The organism is Actinotalea subterranea (assembly GCF_008364845.1).
GTDB lineage: Bacteria > Actinomycetota > Actinomycetes > Actinomycetales > Cellulomonadaceae > Actinotalea > Actinotalea subterranea.
The window spans coordinates 151446-170636 of sequence record NZ_VTTP01000002.1 but is presented as its reverse complement, the minus strand read 5'-3'; the positions used below and the strand labels follow the sequence as shown (position 1 = coordinate 170636).

Genomic DNA, 19191 nt, shown 5'->3' with positions numbered 1-19191 from the left:
CGGGCACCGTGGCACATCGCGACCGCCGCTCGGGCCTTCAGCGCTCGTGGTACGCGTACTCGTCCGCCTCCCGGAACCCCAGGGAGCGGTAGAGCCGACGCGCGGGCTCGTTGGTCCGTTCGACCTGGAGGAACGCCCTGCGGGCACCGCGCCGGCCGGCGACCGTCAGGGCGGCCGCCGTGAGGGCTCGTGCCAGGCCCCTGCGTCGGGCCTCGGGCACGACGACGAGCGAGGACAGGCCCACCCAGTCCTCGGCGTACGCCGCGCGGACCGCCCCCAGCACCTGCGCGTCGCGCCCCGTGCGTCGCTCGCCCGTGAGCCTCAGGTAGTCCGCGTGCGTCCCGGTGAGGACCGCGCGGGCGGCCGTGACGTCGACGGCGCGTGTCGCCTTCACACCCAGCCAGGCGTCGAGCCAGGCCTGGTCCGGCTCGGGCCGCACGTCGAGGGTCGTCCCGGCAGGCACGCCGAGCCCGGCTGGCGCCGGCGTGCCGGCGGCGTCCACCGGGACGTCGGCGACGAGGACCTGGGTCACCGCGACCGGACGGTAGCCGCGCGCCGCGAGCCGCTCAGCGAGGTCGTGCGGGCGCGCGGCGGCGCAGACGCGGAAGACCGCGGGCTGACCGTGCGTGGCGTAGAGCGCCTCGACCCTGCCGATCGCGCCCGGCACGTCCGCGGGTTCCCCGAGGGGCACGACGCTGTTGGCCCGGCGCGTGAACCCGCCCGAGAGCCCGACGCGCCAGCCGTCGACGTCGTGGACCGTCACGGCCGGCCAGGTCGCGACCTCGACGCGGACGCCGGGCGCGGGCGGCGCGCCGGTCACCCCTCCTCGTCGGCCGGCTCGCCCGACTCGCCCGGCTCGCCCGGCTCGCCCGGCTCGGCCGGCCGGACGGCCGCCGGGCCGCCCGCGAGCAGCCGTTCGAAGCCGTCCTCGTCGAGGATCGTCAGACCGAGCTCGATCGCCTTGGCCTCCTTCGACCCCGCGTTCTCCCCCACGACGACGAAGTCCGTCTTCTTCGAGACGCTGCCCGAGGCCTTGCCGCCGCGCGCGATGATCGCCTCCTTCGCCCCGTCGCGCGAGAAGCCGTCGAGCGAGCCGGTGACCACGACGGTGAGCCCGTCCAGGGTGCGCTCGACCGCCTCGTCCGCCTGGTCCCGCATGAGGACGCCCGCCGCGGCCCAGCGGTCGAGGACGTCACGGTGCCAGTCCTCGGCGTACCAGTCGATCAGCGACTGGGCGATGACAGGGCCGACGCCGTCGACCTCGGAGAGGAGCGCCACCGCCGTCGCCGGGTCGCCGTCGAGGACCTCACGCAGGGCGGTCATGGCGCCGAACCGTGCCGCGAGGGCGCGGGCCGCGGTGGGCCCGACGTTGCGGATCGAGAGCGCCACCAGGACGCGCCACAGCGGCTTGGTCTTGGCCGCCTCCAGCTCGTCCAGGAGCGTGAGCGCGCTCGAGGACGGTTCCCACGCCGGCAGGGTCCGACCCTCGGCCTGCGCGGCTGCGAGCTGCGCACGGGTGTGCCGAAGAGCCTTGCGGAAGGGCGCGCGGCGGCGCACGACACCGTCGTCGTCGGCGCGCGGCTCACCCGTCTCGGGGTCGCGGACCACGACCTCGACCTCGGCGAGGCGCGCGAGGCTGGCCCGACGGACCTCGTCGCGCCGTGCCGGTGGCGCGTCGGCGTCGTAGCCGACGAGGTCGAACAGCACCGCCTCGTTGACCACGGGCGGCACGTCCGGCACCTCGGGCTGGGTGAGCGCAGCAGCGGTCACCTCGCCGAGGGCCTCGATGTCGAGCGCACCACGTGACCCGATGTGCTCGACGCGGCCGCGCACCTGCGCCGGGCAGGTCCGTGCATTGGGGCAGCGCAGGTCGATCTCGCCCTCGCGCAGCGCACGCAGAGGCGTGCCGCACTCCGGGCACCGCGTCGGCATCACGAACTCCGTCCGCGGCACGTCGTCGTCCGCGGCACGCGGCGCCGGGCCGACGATCTCCGGGATGACGTCGCCCGCCTTGCGCAGCACGACCATGTCACCGATGCGGACGCCCTTGGCCCGCACCACGTCCTGGTTGTGGAGGGTCGCCATCGCGACGGTCGAGCCGGCGACGCGCACGGGCTCCATCACGGCAAACGGGGTCACGCGGCCCGTCCGGCCGACGTTGACCTCGATGGCCAGGAGGCGCGTGTTGACCTCCTCGGGCGGGTACTTGTAGGCGATCGCCCAGCGGGGCGCGCGGCTCGTCGCCCCGAGGCGGCGCTGCAGCGCGGTCTCATCGACCTTGATCACGATGCCGTCGATCTCGTGCTCGACGTCGTGCCGGTGCTCGCCGTAGTACTCGATCATCTCCCGGATGCCGTCGACGCCCTCGACGACCCGGGTGCGCGGCGAGACCGGCAGTCCCCAGGACGCGAGCAGCTCGTACGTCTCCGACTGGCGGGCGGTCGCCTCCTGGTGGCCCTCCCACCGCAGGGCCCCGATCCCGTGGCACAGCATGCGCAGCGGACGTGACGCGGTCACGCGCGGGTCCTTCTGCCGCAGCGACCCGGCGGCCGAGTTGCGGGGGTTCGCGAACGGGGCCTTGCCCGCGGCCACCTGTGCGGCGTTGAGCTCGGCGAAGCCCGCGACGGGCAGGAAGACCTCGCCGCGGACCTCGATGAGCTCCGGGTGGTCCGTGCCCTCGAGCACGTGCGGGATCCCCTCGATCGTCCGCACGTTGAGGGTGACGTTCTCACCCGTGCGTCCGTCGCCGCGGGTCGCGGCACGGGTGAGGCGGCCGTCCTCGTAAAGCAGCGCGATCGCGAGGCCGTCGATCTTGAGCTCGCACAGGTAGTGCAGGCCGCGCGCGGCGCCCTCGAGGTCCCGCTGCGTGCGCTCGACCCAGGCGCCGACGTCCTCGAGGGAGAAGGCGTTGTCGAGGCTGAGCATGCGCTCGACGTGGTCGACGGTCTCGAAGTCGGTCGAGAACGTGCCGCCGACCATCTGCGTCGGCGACGCGGGCGTGCGCAGGCCGTACTCGGCGTAGTGGTCCTCGAGGGCGGTGAGGCGGCGCAGCAGCGCGTCGTACTCCGCGTCGCTCACCGTGGGCGCGTCCCGCACGTAGTAGGCGAACTGGTGGGACCGGATCGCCTCCGCGACCTCGGTCCAGCGGTGCCGCGCCGCGGCCTCGTCGAGCCCCTCGTCGGCCGGCTCGAGCGGCGCGGTCGCCGCCGGGTCTCCGCGCCCGGCGGTGTCGACGGGGTGCTCCGGGGCGGGTTCCAGGGGCTGCTCGCTCACCCGCACATCATGGCGCGTCCCACCGACACCGCACGCCCGGCGAGGTGCCTCGGCCCCCGTGCGAGGACCCCGCTCCGGCAGCGGCACGGACCCGCACGGGCACGCACGGGCACGCCGTCAGTCGTCCGTCGCGCGCTCCGCGAGCTCCGCCGCGACGTGGATCGCCGTCGCGAGCCGCGCCCGCACGTCCACGGCCTTGTAGTGCACGACCTCGCTGCCGGTCACGCTGCCCGAGGTCTCGGAGTGGACGACGACGTCGGCGAGGCCACGTGCGGGCAGCCCCACGCGACGCCACGGGGCCGCCACGAGCCTGGCGACCTGCGCCGCGTCCGTCCGGCGGCCGTGCTTCTCCTGGGGCAGCCCGAACCACATCTGGCGCCCGGCCTCGACCATCGCGGCGACCTGCTCCCACTGGACGTCGCTCAGCGACGCAGCGGCCAGGCCCACGCCGTCGGCCCCGCTCCCCACGAGCGCCTTCACGGACCGCGACGCGAACCGGACCCCGCCGTGCGCCACGACGCGCGCGGCGCCGGCGGACCGGGCCGCGTCCACGACGGTCGCGAGGCCCGCGGTCGCCTCCTCGCGCGTGCGGGCCGGGATGCGCGAGTGCCCCGAGAACGTCGCGACCGTCCCGGCCAGCACGTCGGGCAGCATCGGCTCGCGCAGCACCACGACCGGCTGCGCCCCTGGCACCGCGGTCCGCAAGGCGCCGAGGAGCCCGCCGATGCCGTCCGCGAGCGACGCCGCCAGGTCCCGTGACGCGCCCGTGTCGCTCAGCACGCGGTCGCCCCGCGCGAGGTACAGGATCGCCGCGAGCGTCCACGGGCCACGGACCGAGACGACGAGCGGTCCCGAGTAGTCGTGCCCCGCGACCGCGAGGGCGTCGAGGTCCTCGCGCATCAGGGCACGCACGCGCCCGAGGTCCGCCCCGGGCCGGTCCGCGAGCTTCCAGCCGTGCGTCCCGAGCTCGATCGGCATGTCGGTGAGCAGCGCCGCGGTGCGCGCGACCGACGAGGCCTCCGGGCCACGCGCCGAGAGCTGGAGGGCCACGGGCAGGCCCTCGACCCCGTCCGGCACGTCGGTCAGGTCGCCGAGCACGGTCCGCTGGGCCTCGAGCACCCGCTTCCCCGGCCACGGTCCCAGGGCGGTCACACCTGTCATCGCGGGTTCTCCACGGGAGAAGTCTGCACCGTCGCGGAGGTCCCGCCGACCGTCGTCCGCGCGCGCGGGCCCGTCAGCGGACGGAGGCCGCGACCGTCGCCTGGCCGAGCACCCGGGTGCCGTCGTAGAGGACGACCGACTGGCCGGGGGCGACGCCCCGCAGCGGCTCGTCGAGCGCGACCTCGACGCCGCTGCCCGGACCGTCCGGGCCGGCGACGACGCGTGCCCGCGCCGCGACCGGCGCCCCGTGAGCACGCACCTGCACACGGCACGCGGTCCACGCGTGGTCCTCGTCCCGCGCGTCACCGGCCCCCTCGTCCCGGCCGAGCGACCCGAACCAGACCGCACGCTCCCCCCGCAGCCCCCGGACGGTGAGCAGCTCGGCCGCACCGACGACGACGGTGTTGCTCGACGGGCGCACGTCGAGCACGTAGCGGGGGCGCCCGTCGGCGGCCGGCCGGTCGATGCCCAGGCCCTTGCGCTGGCCGACGGTGAAGGCGTACGCCCCGTCGTGCGCGCCGACGACGACGCCGTCGACGTCGACCACGTCCCCCGGCCGCGACCCGAGCCGCTCGCGCAGGAACCCCTGGGTGTCACCGTCGGCCACGAAGCAGATGTCGTACGAGTCCGGCTTCGCGCTCACGCCCAGCCCGCGGGCGGCGGCCTCGGCCCGGACGTCGTCCTTGGATGCCGCGTCGCCCAGCGGGAACATCGCCCGCGCGAGCCGCTCCGGACCCATCACGGCGAGCACGTACGACTGGTCCTTCGCGGCGTCGCGCGCGCGGTGCAGCTCGCGTCGGCCGTCGGCACCGGTCTCGATGCGGGCGTAGTGGCCCGTGCACACGGCGTCGAAGCCCAGCGCGACGCCCTTGTCGAGGAGCGCCTCGAACTTGATGTGCTCGTTGCAGCGCACGCACGGGTTGGGCGTGCGGCCCGCCTCGTACTCGGCGACGAAGTCCGCGACCACCGTCTGCTCGAACCGCTCGGACAGGTCCCACACGTAGTACGGGATGCCCAGCACGTCGGCGGCCCGACGCGCGTCGCCCGCGTCCTCGATCGAGCAGCAGCCGCGCGAGCCGGTGCGGAACTGGTCGCGGTTGCGGGAGAGCGCCATGTGGACGCCGACGACGTCGTGCCCCGCGTCGACCGCCCGCGCCGCGGCGACCGCGGAGTCGACACCTCCGGAGAGGGCAGCCAGGACACGCATGACGGCAAGGGTACGTCGACCCCCGGCACGCCCCCGCAGGCCCTACCGCGAGGCTGGCCCCGCGGCTCGCGCACGCTCGACGACCTCGGGGAGCGCCGAGAGCACCGCCGCGACATCGGCATCCGTCGACGTGCGACCGAACGAGAACCGCAACGCCCCCCGCGCCTCGTCCGGGTCCACCCCGCACGCGAGCAGCACGTGCGAGGCCTGCGGCACGCCCGCCTGGCACGCGGACCCCGTCGAGCACGCGATGCCGCGGCTGTCGAGGAGGTAGAGCAGGGAGTCGCCCTCGCAGCCAGCGAACGTGAGGTGCGCGTTGCCCGGCAGACGCACGGCCCCGTCGAGGTCGTGCGCGTCGCCGGACCCGCCCGGCTCCGGTCCACGCAGCACCGCGCCCTCCACGGCCGCACGGGCCCCCGCGACCAGCGCGTCGCGCAGGCCCGCCAGGCGCACCGCCTCCGCGGGCAGCTCCGCGAGCGCGCGGTCGAGCGCGACGGTCAGCGCCCGGGCCGCCGCCGTGTCGACGGTGCCGGAGCGCACGGACCGCTCCTGGCCGCCGCCGTGCAGCACGGGCACGAGCCCCAGGTCCCGGCGCGCGACGAGCGCACCGACGCCCACCGGCCCGCCCAGCTTGTGCCCCGAGAACGTCATGGCGTCGAGCCCGCTCGACGCGAAGCTCACCGGCAGGTGCCCGACGGCCTGGACGGCGTCCGCGTGCACCGGGACGCCGTAGCGGTGCGCGAGCTCGACGACCTCCGTGATCGGCTGAACCGTCCCGATCTCGTTGTTCGCCCACATCACGCTCACCAGAGCCGTCGTCGCACCGTGCTCGGCGAGCTCCGCCTCGAGCGCGTCCAGGCGGAGCCGTCCCGCGGCGTCGACGGGCAGGAGCACGACCTCGGCGCCCTCGGCCTCGGCGAGCCACGCCGCCGGGTCGAGGACGGCGTGGTGCTCGACCGCGGAGACGAGGACGCGCCGCCGGGCCGGGTCCTGCGCCGTCCGGGACCAGAAGATCCCCTTGACCGCGAGGTTGTCGGCCTCGGTCCCGCCACCCGTGAGCACGACCTCGCTCGGCCGAGCGTCCAGCAGGGCGCCGAGCTGCTCGCGGGACTCCTCGACGACACGCCGCGCGGCGCGGCCGGGGCCGTGCAGGGACGACGGGTTGCCGGTCCGTCGAAGGACCTCGACCATCGCCTCGAGGGCGTCCGGGTGCATCGGCGTCGTCGCGGCGTGGTCGAGGTAGACCTCACGCGCGGGTCTGGCGGGACGCGGGACGGTGGTCACGACCCCCGAGTCTAGGGAGCGGCTGGCACAATCCATCCGTGACCTCGCACCGGAGCACGGCTCCCCTGGCCTTCAGCGGTTCGCGGCTGAGCTGGGCCGACCTGCCCCGCTCGGTCCGGGCACGCATCGCCGAGCTGCACGGCGCGGAGGTCGTCACCGAGTCCGCCGCGACGAGCGGCTTCAGCCCGGGCTACGCCGCGCTGCTGGGCATGGGCGACGGCACCGAGGTCTTCGTCAAGGCCGTCTCGCCCGAGCAGAACCCCGACTCGCCCGACCTCGCGCGCGCCGAGATCCGTGCGGCGTCCCTCGTCCCGGCCGGCGTCGACGCGCCTCCCCTGCTCTGGTCGCACGACGACGGGGCCTGGGTGATGCTCGGCTTCGCGGCGGTCGAGGGCTCGGCACCCGAGTACCCGTGGCGCCCGGAGGAGCTCACGCGCGTGCTCGGGGCACTGACCACGCTCGCCGAGGCCGGCACGCCCGGCCCGACCGGTCTGCAGCGCCTCGCGGACGCCGTCGCGCCGATGATGACCGGCTGGGCGCGCCTCGCCGCCGACGGACCCGCGCTCGACCGGGCGGCCGACGCCGTCGGCCCGCACCGGGAGTGGATGGTCGCCCACCTGGACGACCTCGTCGCCTGGGCCGGTGACGGGCCGGCGGCCGCGACGGGCGACTCGCTCGTCCACGGCGACCTCCGTGCCGACAACGTCATGCTGAGCCCCGAGCACGTGTGGCTGATCGACTGGCCGCACGCCGCGACCGCGGGCGCGCGCTGGTACGACCTCCTGGCCATGCTCCCGAGCGTCGCGATGCAGGGCGGCGGGGACTCGGCGGACCACTTCTGGTCGCACCCCAACGCCCAGGGCGCGGACCCGGACGCGGTGCGCGCCGTGCTCGCCGGCCTGGCCGGGTTCTTCGTCCACGGGTCCGTCCAGCCGGCCCCGCCGGGGATCGCCAACCTGCGGGCCTTCCAGATCGCGCAGGGGCACACCGCGCTCGAGTGGCTGCGCCGCTTCTGAGCCGCGGCACGGGCGCGCAGGCGCGCTGCTCGTCACCGCACCCGGCGGGTCCCGCGGGTCGACGCACCAGCGCGTCCCGCGCGTCGGCGAGCCCTGCGTCAGCGCTCGGCGGCCAGGCGCCGGATCTCGGCCGTCGCCTGCGGGAGGACCGTGAACAGGTCACCGACGATTCCGAGGTCGGCGATCTCGAAGATGGGCGCCTCGGGGTCGTTGTTGACGGCCACGATCGTGCCGGACGCCTGCATGCCGCCCCGGTGGTGGACCGCCCCTGAGACGCCCGCACCGATGTACAGGCGGGGCGAGATGGTCACGCCGGTCTGCCCGATCTGCGCCTCGTGGCCGATCCACCCCTCGTCGGTCGCGACGCGTGTCGCACCCACGGCGCCGCCGAGGGCGTCCGCGAGCTCCTCGACCACGCTGAAGTCGCCCTCGGTCCCGCGCCCGCCGACGACGACGACCTGGGCCTCCCCGAGCTCCGGTCGGTCCGAGGCCGCACGCGGCGTCCGCTCGACGACGCGCACGCCGTGGTCGCTCGCGAGGGTGACCTCGTGGCGCAGCACGTGGGGCGTGCGGGGTGCCTCGACGGGCTCCGCCGGAGCGGCGTTGGCCTTGAGCGCGACGACCGCCCGCCCGGCGCGGACCTCGGCCCGCACGGTCCAGGTCGAGGCGAAGGCCTGCTGGACCGTGACGACGCGGCCGTCCGCCTCGCGCTCCACGCCCGAGGCGTCGACGACGAGGCCCGCGTCGGCCACGAGGGCGAGGCGCGCGGCGACCTCCTTGTTCTCGAACGTCGAGGACACCAGCACGGTGGTCGCACCGCTGGCGACGAGCACCTCCGCGAGCGCCTCGGCGGCCGACGGCGGCAGGGGCGCGGTGCCGTCACCGACGGTCACCTGGTGCACGGTCGCGACCCCGTAGGCGCCGAGCTGCTCGAGCGCACCCTCGACGCCGTCGCCGAACCACACGGCGTGCACGACGCCGAGGCCCCGCGCGACCGTGAGGAGCTCGAGCACGGGTGCCCGCACGCCCGCGTCGTGGTGGTCGACGAGGACGAGGACGGGCGCGTCGGCGGGCGCGGATCCTGCGGCTGCGGTCTCGATCATGGGTGCTCCAGGTGCGGACGCGGTTCGGGCCGGGCGTCGGTCAGACGAGGCGGTTCTCGACGAGGTAGGCGGCCAGGCGCAGGCCTGCGTCGCCGTCGTCGGTGATGAGCACGCGATCCTCGCGCGGGGGCCGCGGGGTGGCCTCGAGCACGCGCGTGCGCGCGCCAGCCTCGCCCACGTCGGAGGGGTCGACGCCCAGGTCGGCGAGCGTCCAGGTGACCACGGGCTTCTTGCGCGCGGCCATGATCCCCTTGAAGGACGGGTAGCGCGGCTCGTTGGCCTGGTCGGTCACGCTCACCACGGCGGGCAGCGACGCCTCGAGCACCTCGGTGGCGTGGTCGAGCTCACGGCGGACCCGTACCGTCCGCGCCTCGGGGTCGACGGTCAGCTCGGCCGCGAGGGTGGCCTGCGGGAGCCCGAGGTGCGCGGACAGGAGGCTCGGCACGACCGACATCAGGCCGTCGAGCGAGGCCATGCCCGTCACCACCAGGTCGACGGGACCCTCGGCCCCGATCGCCCGGACCGCTGCGGCCAGCACCTCGGCGGTCCCGAAGGCGTCGGACCCCTCGATGGCCGCGTCCAGCACGTGGACAGCGGTGTCGGCACCCATCTGGAGCCCCCGGCGCACGGCGTCCTCGGCGTCCTCGGGTCCCATGGTCAGGACCACGACCTCGCCGCCGTGCGCCTCGACGAGGGCCACCGCGGCCTCGACCGCGTTCTCGTCGAGCTCGTTGAGGGTTCCGTCACCCTGCCCGCGGTCGACGCGGCCGTCGTCGGTGAAGCGGCGCTCGGCCTGCAGGTCAGGGACGTGCTTGACGCAGACCACGATCTTCATCCGGCTCAGCTCTCCGCTCGTCGGGCTCGGCTCTCGACCCCCGGAAGGGTACCCCGCACCGACGGTTCCCCGTTCGCCCCGGACCACCCGCCCACGGTCCTCATGGGCCCCGGCGCACGGCCGATGGGTCAGGCGTCCCGCCGCCCCGCCCCCACCCGTCGGCACGGACCGACCGCTCGACGCGCGGCCGGTGTCCGGAGCTGCACCCGACCTGGTCCAGAATTGAGGTGATGAACGTGCAGCCGCCACGTGGGCGTCCCCCCCGCCTCGGCGTCCACCTGACCGGCGACGGCGTGGACGTCGCCGTCCTCGCCTCCCACGCCGAGGCCGTCGACCTCTGCCTGCTCGACCGTGACCCCGCGAGCGCCGACGGCTGGACCGAACGCCGCATCCCGCTCGACGGCCCCGCGTACGGCGTCTGGCACGGGCACGTCCCCGGTGTCCGGGTGGGCCAGCACTACGGCTTCCGCGCGCACGGGGCGTGGGACCCGGCAGCCGGGACGCGCTACAACCCCGCGAAGCTGCTCGTCGACCCCTACGCGCGCGCTCTCGAGGGCGAGGTCGCGCTCGGCCCCGCGGTGTACGGGCACCGGGTCGACGCCGAGGGCCGCACCCTGGGACCGGGCCCGGAGCTCGACCCCACCGACTCGCGCGCCCACGTGCCGCACGCCGTCGTCGTGGACGACCGGTTCGACGGCGAGCCCACGCCCCGTCCGCACGTCCCGTGGACGGACACCGTGATCTACGAGGCGCACGTGCGCGGCCTGACGCAGCGGCTGCCCGGGGTCCCCGCGGAGCTGCGCGGCACGTACGCGGGCCTCGCGCACCCCGCGACGATCGAGCACCTGCTCTCGCTCGGCGTCACGACCGTCGAGCTGCTGCCCATCCACGCGGTGGCGGACGAGCCGCACCTCGTCGCGCGCGGCCTGACCAACTACTGGGGCTACAACACCCTCGGGTTCTTCGCACCCAACCCCGCCTACGCGACGCAGGGCGCTCGGGCCGCGGGCTCGCAGGCCGTCCTCTCCGAGGTCAAGGGCATGGTCCAGCTGCTGCACCGCGCCGGCCTCGAGGTCGTCCTCGACGTCGTCTACAACCACACCTGCGAGGGCGGGACCGACGGGCCGCAGCTGAGCTGGCGCGGCCTGGACCCCACCCTCTACTACCTGCACGACGGCGGGCGGCCCGCGCGGTTCGCCGACGTCACCGGGTGCGGCAACTCGCTCGACTTCCGACGCCCACGCGTCGTGCAGATGACGCTCGACTCCCTGCGGTACTGGGCCGACGTCGTGGGCGTCGACGGGTTCCGGTTCGACCTCGCGGTGACGCTCGGGCGCTCCGCGATCGGCTTCGAGCAGGACCACCCGTTCCTCGTCGCGCTCCAGACCGACCCGGTGCTGAGCGGGCTCAAGCTCATCGCCGAGCCGTGGGACGTGGGCCCCGGCGGGTGGCGCACGGGCGCGTTCCCGGCACCGATGGCCGAGTGGAACGACCGCTTCCGCAACGCCGTGCGCACGTTCTGGCTCGGCGACCCGGCCCAGGCCGCGCACGGCCGTCCGGGCCACGGGGTGCGCGACCTCGCGACCCGCCTCGCGGGCTCGGCCGACCTGTTCGGGTACACCGACCCGCCGCTCATGCGCGGCGTCGTCGCCTCGATCAACTACGTGACCGCGCACGACGGGTTCACGCTCGCCGACCTCGTCGCCTACGAGCACAAGCACAACCACGCGAACGGCGAGGGCAACCGCGACGGCAGCGACGACAACCGGTCCTGGAACCACGGCATCGAGGGCCCGGTGCGTGACAAGGGCGTCGGCCTCGAGATCCTGCCCCTGCGCCGCCGGTCGATCCGCAACCTGCTCGGCACGCTGGTGCTCGCGGCCGGGACCCCGATGATCACGGCCGGCGACGAGATCGGTCGCACGCAGCGCGGCAACAACAACGCGTACTGCCTCGACGACGAGACGTCGTGGGTCGACTGGGAGCTCACCGAGTGGCGCGAGAACCTGCTCGCGACGACCCGGCACCTGCTGCGGCTGCGGCACGAGAACGCGGCCCTGCGGTCGATGCACTTCTACCGTGGCCAGCCGCGCAGCGCGGCGGACCCGCGGCCGGACCTCGACTGGCGTCTGGCCGACGGGACACCGTTCGCGCACCACCACTGGCTCGACCCCGCGGTGCGGACGCTGCAGATGACGCGCACCGCGGACGACGGGTCCTCGGTGCTCCTCGTGCTCAACGGCGCCCTCGACCCCGTCGACATCACCCTCGCCGACGGCACGCGCGAGCACTGGGAGCTCGCGTGGGACTCGACCTGGGAGCACCCCGGCGAGGTCCGGGTCGCCGCCGAGACCAACGGCGGCCTGCACGCGGTGCCGGGTGACGAGCTCACGCTCGAGCCGCTCGCGATGCGCGTCTACGTCGCACCGTGACGACGGGACCGTGCTGAGGGCGTGCGACGGCCGGGACGACGTGAGGGCGGCGGCTGCGTGACGGCCGCCCCCTCCCGCAGGCGGGTGCCGTCCGCCTAGGCTGCGCGCATGGCTGACAGCGTCGTCACCCCTGGACCGACCGCCCCTGGACCGACCACCCCGGGCACGCCCCGCCCCGCCGCGCACGCGTCCACCGTGCACGCCGGCGCCCCGGGCGGCAGGCAGGAGCGCGCACGCGCCGACGCCGTCGTCGTCGGCGCAGGCCTCGCGGGCCTCGTCGCGGCGGCGGAGCTCACGGCAGCCGGCCGCAGCGTGGTCCTCCTGGACCAGGAGCCGGTCGCGAGCCTCGGTGGCCAGGCCTGGTGGTCGTTCGGGGGCCTCTTCCTCGTCGACTCACCCGAGCAGCGCCGCCTCGGCGTGCGCGACAGCGCCGAGCTGGCGATGGCCGACTGGCTCGGGTCGGCGGCCTTCGACCCCGACGACCCCTGGGACGCCCATCCCCGTGCGTGGGCGCAGGCCTTCGTCGACTTCGCGGCGGGCGAGATGCGGCCGTGGCTGCACGCACGCGGGGTGCGGTTCTTCCCGGCGGTCCAGTGGGCGGAGCGCGGGGGCCACCTGCCGGGCGGGCACGGCAACTCCGTGCCCCGCTTCCACATCGTGTGGGGCACGGGTCCCGCGATCTGCGCACCGTTCGTCGCGGCGCTGCGCGACGCGCACGCGGCGGGTCTGCTGTCGGTCCGCACGCGGCACCGCGTGACCGGCCTGACGACGACGGGCGGTCGGGTCACCGGCGTCACGGGAGACGTGCTCGCACCCGACGCCGCCGAGCGCGGCGCGCCGTCCTCACGCGAGGTCGTCGGTGCGTTCGAGGTCGAGGCGGACGCCGTCCTCGTCACGTCGGGCGGCATCGGCGCCAACCACGACCTCGTGCGCGCGAGCTGGCCCGCCGAGCACGGCCTGCTGCCCGACCGCATGCTCTCGGGCGTGCCCGACCATGTCGACGGGGCGATGATCGCGACCGCGGTCGCCGCCGGCGGGCACCTCGTGCACGCGGGGCGCATGTGGCACTACCCCGAGGGGGTCGCGAACCACTCGCCCGTGTGGAACCGGCACGGCATCCGCATCCTGCCCGGCCCGAGCTCGCTGTGGCTCGACGCCGACGGCGGGCGCCTGCCCGCTCCCCTGTTTCCCGGGTTCGACGCGCTCGGGGCGCTGCGCCACGTCGTCGGGCGCGGGGACGACCACTCGTGGTTCGTGCTCAACAAGACGATCATGGGGACGGAGTTCGCGCTCTCGGGCTCCGAGCAGAACCCGGACCTGACCGGCAAGGACGTGCGCGGAGTGCTCCAGCGCGCCCTGCCCGGCGCCGTCGCACCCGTCGAGCGGTTCGCGCAGCGGTCGCCCGAGTTCTGCTGGGCGAGCACCCCGCGGGAGCTCGCCGGCCGCATGAACGCGCTCACCGGGACGCCGCGCATCGACGGTCGCGCGCTCGAGGAGACCATCCGGGCGCGCGACGCCCAGGTCGCGACGGGCCTGGGCAAGGACCCGCAGGTCGTCGCCGCCGCCATGGCACGTCGCTACGTCGTCGACCGGCTGATCCGTGTCGCCCCGCCCGCCCCGATCCTCGAGCCGAAGGACGGACCGCTGCTCGCCGTGCGCCTGTCCGTGCTGACCCGCAAGACGCTCGGCGGGCTGCACACGGACCTGTCGGGACGCGTGCTGCGGCCCGACGGCTCCCCGCTCGCCGGCGTGTGGGCGGCCGGGGAGGCGTCGGGCTTCGGCGGCGGCGGCATGCACGGGCACCGTGCGCTCGAGGGCACGTTCCTCGGCGGGTGCCTGTTCTCGGGCCGGGTCGCCGGCAGGGCGGCCGCTGCCGCCCTGGCCGGCTGACCCGGCGCCCTCAGCCCGCGTTCGCGACCAGACCCATCTGCGCCGCCGAGGCGAGGAACCGGTGCTTGGGCACCACGCGGACGGTGTACCCGAACGGCCCGGACGCCGTGAGGCGGACGTCGCCCGCGAACGCGTGGCGCCCCGCCTCGTAGCCGTCGGCCCAGGCGAGCTCCTGGTGCTCGACGCCGCTCAGCTCGTCGGCCTCCGAGACGCGCCCGTGCACGACCTCGACCGCGACGTCCTCGGGGCGCAGGGAGCCGAGCGAGACGTAGGCCCGGACCTGGAGCAGGTCGCCGACCTGCGCGACCTCCTCGACGCCCACGGACTCCACGTGGTCGACGCGCACGTGCGACCACGCCTCCCGTACGCGTCCCTTCCATGCGGCGAGCTCCTGCGCACCCGCGTAACCGGGCCCGTCGAGCGCGCGACCGGCCGCGGCCGCGGGGACGTAGAGACGCTGGACGTACTCGCCGACCATCCGCGTCGCCTGGACCTTGGGACCGAGGCCCGCGAGCGTGTGCCGCACCATCTCGAGCCACCGCAGCGGCAGGCCGTTGCGGTCGCGGTCGTAGAACCGGGCGGTGACCTGGTTCTCGATGAGGTCGTACAGCGCGGCCGCCTCGAGCTCGTCCCGGCGGTCCGGGTCGTCGACGCCGTCGGCGGTCGGGATCGCCCACCCGTACTCGGGGTCGAACCACTCGTCCCACCAGCCGTCGAGGATCGAGAGGTTGAGCCCGCCGTTGAGCGCGGCCTTCATGCCCGACGTCCCGCACGCCTCGAGCGGGCGCAGCGGGTTGTTGAGCCAGACGTCGCACCCCGGGTACAGGGCCTTCGCCATCGCGATGTCGTAGTTCGGCAGGAACACGATGCGGTGGCGCACGCGCGGGTCGTCGGCGAAGCGCACGAGCTCCTGGATGAGCCGCTTGCCCTGCTCGTCGGCCGGGTGCGACTTGCCCGCGATCACTAGCTGGACGGGCCGCTCGGGGTCGAGCAGCAGCGCGGTGAGACGCTCCGGGTCGCTCAGCATGAGCGTCAGGCGCTTGTAGGTCGGCACCCGGCGGGCGAAGCCGATCGTCAGGACGTCCGGGTCGAGCACGTCGTCGACCCACCCGAGCTCGGCCGGGCTCGCGCCCCGCCGCTGCCAGGAGACCCGGACGCGTTCGCGCGCGTCGAGCACGAGCTGGTGGCGCAGGGTGCGGCGCATCGCCCAGAGGTCCTCGTCGGGCACGCCGTCCGGCCGGAGCCAGCCCGTCCCGTCGGCGCGCTCGGCCTCGGACAGCCGCCGCGCGGCGAGGTCGACGAGCTTGCGGTCGACCCACGTGGGCGAGTGCACGCCGTTCGTGACGGACGTGATGGGCACCTCGTCCTGGTCGAACCCGGCCCAGAGCCCGCTGAACATGCCGCGCGACACCTCGCCGTGCAGCACCGAGACGCCGTTCGCGCGCCCACCGAGCCGCAGGCCCATCACGGCCATGTTGAACAGCGTCGGGTCACCGCCCTCGTAGTCCTCGGCGCCGAGCGCGAGGACGCGCTCGACCGGGACGCCGGGGATCGCGTTGTCACCACCGAAGTGCTGGGCGACGAGCGACGCCTCGAACCGGTCGATGCCGGCCGGGACGGGCGTGTGCGTCGTGAACACGGTCGCCGCCCGCACCGCCTCGAGCGCCTCGTCGAAGGTCAGGCCGCCGTCCCCCACGAGCTCGCGGATGCGCTCGATGCCGAGGAACCCGGCATGGCCCTCGTTGGTGTGGTAGACCTCCGGCTCCGGCGCCCCCGTGAGGCGTGACCAGACGCGCAGCGCCCGCACCCCGCCGACGCCCAGGAGCAGCTCCTGCTGGAGCCGGTGCTCGCCGCCCCCGCCGTACAGCCGGTCCGTGACCTTGCGTGCGAGCTCGTCGTTCTCGGGGACGTTCGAGTCGAGGAGCAGCAGCGGGACGCGCCCGACGGCGGCACGCCACACGTGGGCGTGGAGCGTCCGGCCGCCCGGCAGGCCCAGCGACACGCGTGACGGCGCGCCGTCGGCCTCGCGCAGGAGGGTCAGGGGCAGGCCGTCGGGGTCGATGACGGGGTAGCTCTCGACCTGCCAGCCGTCGCGCGTCAGCGCCTGCTTGAAGTAGCCGGCGCCGTATAGGAGCCCGACGCCGACGATCGGGACGCCGAGGTCGGACGCGCTCTTGAGGTGGTCGCCCGCGAGGATGCCCAGGCCGCCCGAGTACTGCGGCAGCACCGAGGTGATGCCGAACTCGGGCGAGAAGTACGCGATGGCCCGCGGGAGCGGCTCGGTCGCCCCGGCGGCGGCCTCGCCCTGGTACCAACGGGGCTCGGCGAGGTAGGCCGCCAGGTCCTCGGCGGCCTCACGGACGCGGCCCACGAAGCCCTGGTCGGCAGCGAGGGCCTCGAGGCGCTCCGGGCTCAGCGCGCCGAGGAGTGCGACGGGGTCCCCGCGCACCTCGCCCCACAGGTCGGGTTCGATGCCCGCGAACAGGTCGCGGGTCGGTGGGTGCCAGGACCACCTCAGGTTGTGGGCGAGCTCGTCCAGGTCGGCGAGCTCGGCGGGCAGGACGGTGCGGACAGTGAACCTGCGGATCGCTCTCACCCGGGCGAGCCTACGCGCGGGGTCGATCTTCGCTCCAGGGGGTGTCCGCATTGCTGCAAACGGAGGAAATGCTTGCAGCGGAACGGTGCAGAGCCTGTGGAGGCTGCGCGGCGGGCCGTGTCCAGATGCCGTCCCGGCCCCCGCCTGGGTAGGTTCGTGGGGTGACGACGACCCCGCCGCCCTCGCGCCGCGCGCCGCAGCCCTCCTCCCCGTCCTCCCCGGCCTCCCCGGCGTCGTCGAGCACCCCGTCGACCTCACCGACGCGGGGTGCCGTCGTCCCCGACCGGGCACCCGCAGCACCCGCCGCACCCGCCGCGCCGCCCGCACCGCCCGCGGCACCGTCCGCCTCGACGCCCACCCCCTCGACGCCGTCGGCCCCGGCGGTCCCCGCGCCCGTGATCGGCCGCATCCCCGTGGTCGACGTCGGCCCCGTCGTCGAGTGCGGACGCTGGCCGGCCAAGGCCGTCGTCGGCGAGGCCGTCGAGGTCACCGCGACCGTGTTCCGCGAGGGCCACGACGCCGTCGCCGCGACCGCCGTGCTCGTCGGGCCGGACGGCACGGACCGCGCCGCCGTGCCGATGGACGTCGTCAACAAGGGCCTGGACACCTACCGCGCCGACCTCGTCCCCGACCGGACGGGCCGGTGGGCCTTCCGCGTCGAGGGCTGGTCGGACCCGTACGGCACGTGGAACCACGACGCGACGATCAAGGTGGATGCGGGCGTCGACGTCGAGCTCATGCTCGCCGAGGGCGCTGCCCTCCTCACGCGCGCGGCCCAGCGCCCGGAGCTGCCGGCGAGCGTCGCGACCACGCTGCACGACGCCGCGAGCGGCCTTCGTGACACGAGCCGTCCCCCGGCCGCACGGCTCGCGGCGGGCACCTCGCCCGAGGTCGTCGAGGCCCTCGCAGCGCACCCGCTGCGCGAGCACGTGTCCGCCTCGCCCACGTACCCCCTCGTGGTCCAGCGCGAGCGCGCGCTCGTCGGCTCCTGGTACGAGATGTTCCCGCGCTCCGAGGGCGCCGTCCTCGACCGGGCGACGGGGACGTGGCGCTCGGGCACGCTGCGGACCGCGGCGCAGCGGCTGCCGGACATCGCCGAGATGGGCTTCGACGTCGTGTACCTGACGCCCGTCCACCCGATCGGCTCGACCCATCGCAAGGGGCGCAACAACTCGCTCGACACCGAGCCGGGCGACCCGGGCTCGCCCTACGCCATCGGCTCGGCCGAGGGCGGCCACGACGCGATCCACCCCGAGCTCGGCACGTTCGCGGACTTCGACGCGTTCGTGTCCGACGCGCGGGCGCTCGGCATGGAGGTCGCGCTCGACCTCGCGCTGCAGTGCTCGCCCGACCACCCGTGGGTCACCGAGCACCCCGAGTGGTTCACGACCCGCATCGACGGGACCATCGCGTACGCGGAGAACCCGCCCAAGAAGTACCAGGACATCTACCCCCTGAACTTCGACAACGACCCCGAGGGGATCTACGCCGAGGTCCGGCGCGTGCTGCAGGTGTGGATCGACCACGGCGTCACGGCGTTCCGGGTCGACAACCCGCACACCAAGCCGCTGACGTTCTGGGAGCGGATCATCGCGGACGTCAACGCGGCGCACCCCGACGTGATCTTCCTGGCCGAGGCGTTCACGCGCCCGGCGATGATGCACACGCTCGCCCGGATCGGGTTCCACCAGTCGTACACGTACTTCACGTGGCGCAACACGAAGAAGGAGCTCGCGACCTACCTGCGCGAGGTCTCGGGCGACGCGGCCGCCTACATGCGGCCGAGCTTCTGGCCGACGACGCACGACATCCTGACGCCGTACATGCAGCACGGCGGGCCGCCAGCGTTCGCAATCCGTGCCGTGCTCGCCGCCACCGGCTCGCCCACGTGGGGCATCTACTCGGGCTACGAGCTCGTCGAGAGCGTGCCGCGCCCGGGCGTCGAGGAGCAGATCGACAACGAGAAGTACGAGTTCAAGCCCCGGGACTGGGTCGCGGCGCGCGAGACGGGCATCGGCGACCTGCTGACGCGGCTCAACGCGATCCGCCGCGAGCACCCCGCGCTCCAGCGCCTGCGCGGCCTCACGGTCCACCGGACGTCCGACGACGCGATCCTGTGCTTCTCGCGGCGCGTCACCGCCGCGCAGTCGCCGCACGGGCGCGAGGACACCGTCATCGTCGTCGTCAACACCGACCCGCACACGACGCGCGAGGCCGTCCTGGAGCTCGACCTCGCCGCCCTCGGCATCCAGCCGCCCGTCGACCCCGACGCCCCGACCTTCGCGGCGCACGACCTCCTCTCGGGTGCCGTCTACGCCTGGGGCGCCCACCCCTACGTGCGGCTCGACCCCTGGAGCCAGTGCGCCCACATCATCGGTGTGAGGACCCTGTGAC

12 protein-coding genes are annotated in these 19191 nt (G+C 75.1%); 4 read left to right on the top strand and 8 right to left on the bottom strand.

Annotated elements, in window-relative coordinates:
• Positions 1–37: 37 nt before the first annotated feature.
• The 5 genes from FZ988_RS03790 to FZ988_RS03770 all read right to left on the bottom strand — a co-directional run bounded on the left by FZ988_RS03790 (position 38) and on the right by FZ988_RS03770 (position 6856).
• Entirely contained in the window at positions 38–820 is a 783-nt protein-coding gene (locus tag FZ988_RS03790; protein ID WP_149202684.1) for a GNAT family N-acetyltransferase, read from the bottom strand.
• The gene (gene ligA, locus FZ988_RS03785) at positions 817–3273 is read right to left on the bottom strand and encodes an NAD-dependent DNA ligase LigA (protein WP_246169186.1); all 2457 of its coding nucleotides are present in this window, start codon (positions 3271–3273) and stop codon (positions 817–819) included. Before ligA ends, FZ988_RS03790 begins: the two co-directional genes overlap by 4 nt.
• A gap of 117 nt (positions 3274–3390) precedes the next feature.
• Positions 3391–4434, bottom strand: a complete 1044-nt coding sequence (locus FZ988_RS03780) for a uroporphyrinogen decarboxylase/cobalamine-independent methonine synthase family protein (RefSeq protein ID WP_149202683.1) — start codon at positions 4432–4434, stop codon at positions 3391–3393.
• A gap of 73 nt (positions 4435–4507) precedes the next feature.
• Positions 4508–5641, bottom strand: a complete 1134-nt coding sequence (gene mnmA / locus FZ988_RS03775) for a tRNA 2-thiouridine(34) synthase MnmA (protein WP_149202682.1) — start codon at positions 5639–5641, stop codon at positions 4508–4510.
• A gap of 42 nt (positions 5642–5683) precedes the next feature.
• Positions 5684–6856, bottom strand: a complete 1173-nt coding sequence (locus tag FZ988_RS03770; RefSeq protein WP_246169249.1) for a cysteine desulfurase family protein — start codon at positions 6854–6856, stop codon at positions 5684–5686.
• A 107-nt stretch (positions 6857–6963) separates the two neighbouring features.
• Here FZ988_RS03770 and FZ988_RS03765 point away from each other — a divergent pair, with 107 nt between their 5' ends.
• Positions 6964–7941 (top strand): phosphotransferase family protein, encoded by a 978-nt coding sequence (locus FZ988_RS03765; RefSeq protein WP_149202680.1) that lies wholly within the window; start codon positions 6964–6966, stop codon positions 7939–7941.
• A gap of 98 nt (positions 7942–8039) precedes the next feature.
• Here FZ988_RS03765 and FZ988_RS03760 read toward each other — a convergent pair whose 3' ends face one another.
• Both FZ988_RS03760 and FZ988_RS03755 read right to left on the bottom strand, forming a co-directional pair.
• Complete coding sequence (locus tag FZ988_RS03760; RefSeq protein WP_149202679.1) at positions 8040–9044, bottom strand: electron transfer flavoprotein subunit alpha/FixB family protein; 1005 nt, start codon at positions 9042–9044, stop codon at positions 8040–8042.
• Positions 9045–9084: 40 nt separating this feature from the next.
• Positions 9085–9879, bottom strand: a complete 795-nt coding sequence (locus FZ988_RS03755; RefSeq protein ID WP_149202678.1) for an electron transfer flavoprotein subunit beta/FixA family protein — start codon at positions 9877–9879, stop codon at positions 9085–9087.
• Between the two features lie 230 nt (positions 9880–10109).
• Between FZ988_RS03755 and glgX the strand changes: the two genes are divergently transcribed.
• Both glgX and FZ988_RS03745 read left to right on the top strand, forming a co-directional pair.
• Entirely contained in the window at positions 10110–12311 is a 2202-nt protein-coding gene (glgX, locus tag FZ988_RS03750) for a glycogen debranching protein GlgX (protein ID WP_149202677.1), read from the top strand.
• Positions 12312–12419: 108 nt separating this feature from the next.
• On the top strand, positions 12420–14201 hold the full coding sequence (locus FZ988_RS03745; RefSeq protein WP_149202676.1) for an FAD-binding dehydrogenase: 1782 nt from the start codon (positions 12420–12422) through the stop codon (positions 14199–14201).
• Between the two features lie 10 nt (positions 14202–14211).
• Here the strand turns inward: FZ988_RS03745 and glgP are convergent, their stop codons facing one another.
• The gene (glgP, locus tag FZ988_RS03740) at positions 14212–16797 is read right to left on the bottom strand and encodes an alpha-glucan family phosphorylase (protein ID WP_149202675.1); all 2586 of its coding nucleotides are present in this window, start codon (positions 16795–16797) and stop codon (positions 14212–14214) included.
• 395 nt (positions 16798–17192) lie between these two features.
• Between glgP and FZ988_RS03735 the strand changes: the two genes are divergently transcribed.
• A complete protein-coding gene (locus FZ988_RS03735) occupies positions 17193–19190 on the top strand; it encodes an alpha-1,4-glucan--maltose-1-phosphate maltosyltransferase (RefSeq protein WP_223145037.1) in 1998 nt (665 codons plus the stop codon).
• Position 19191: the final 1 nt, after the last annotated feature.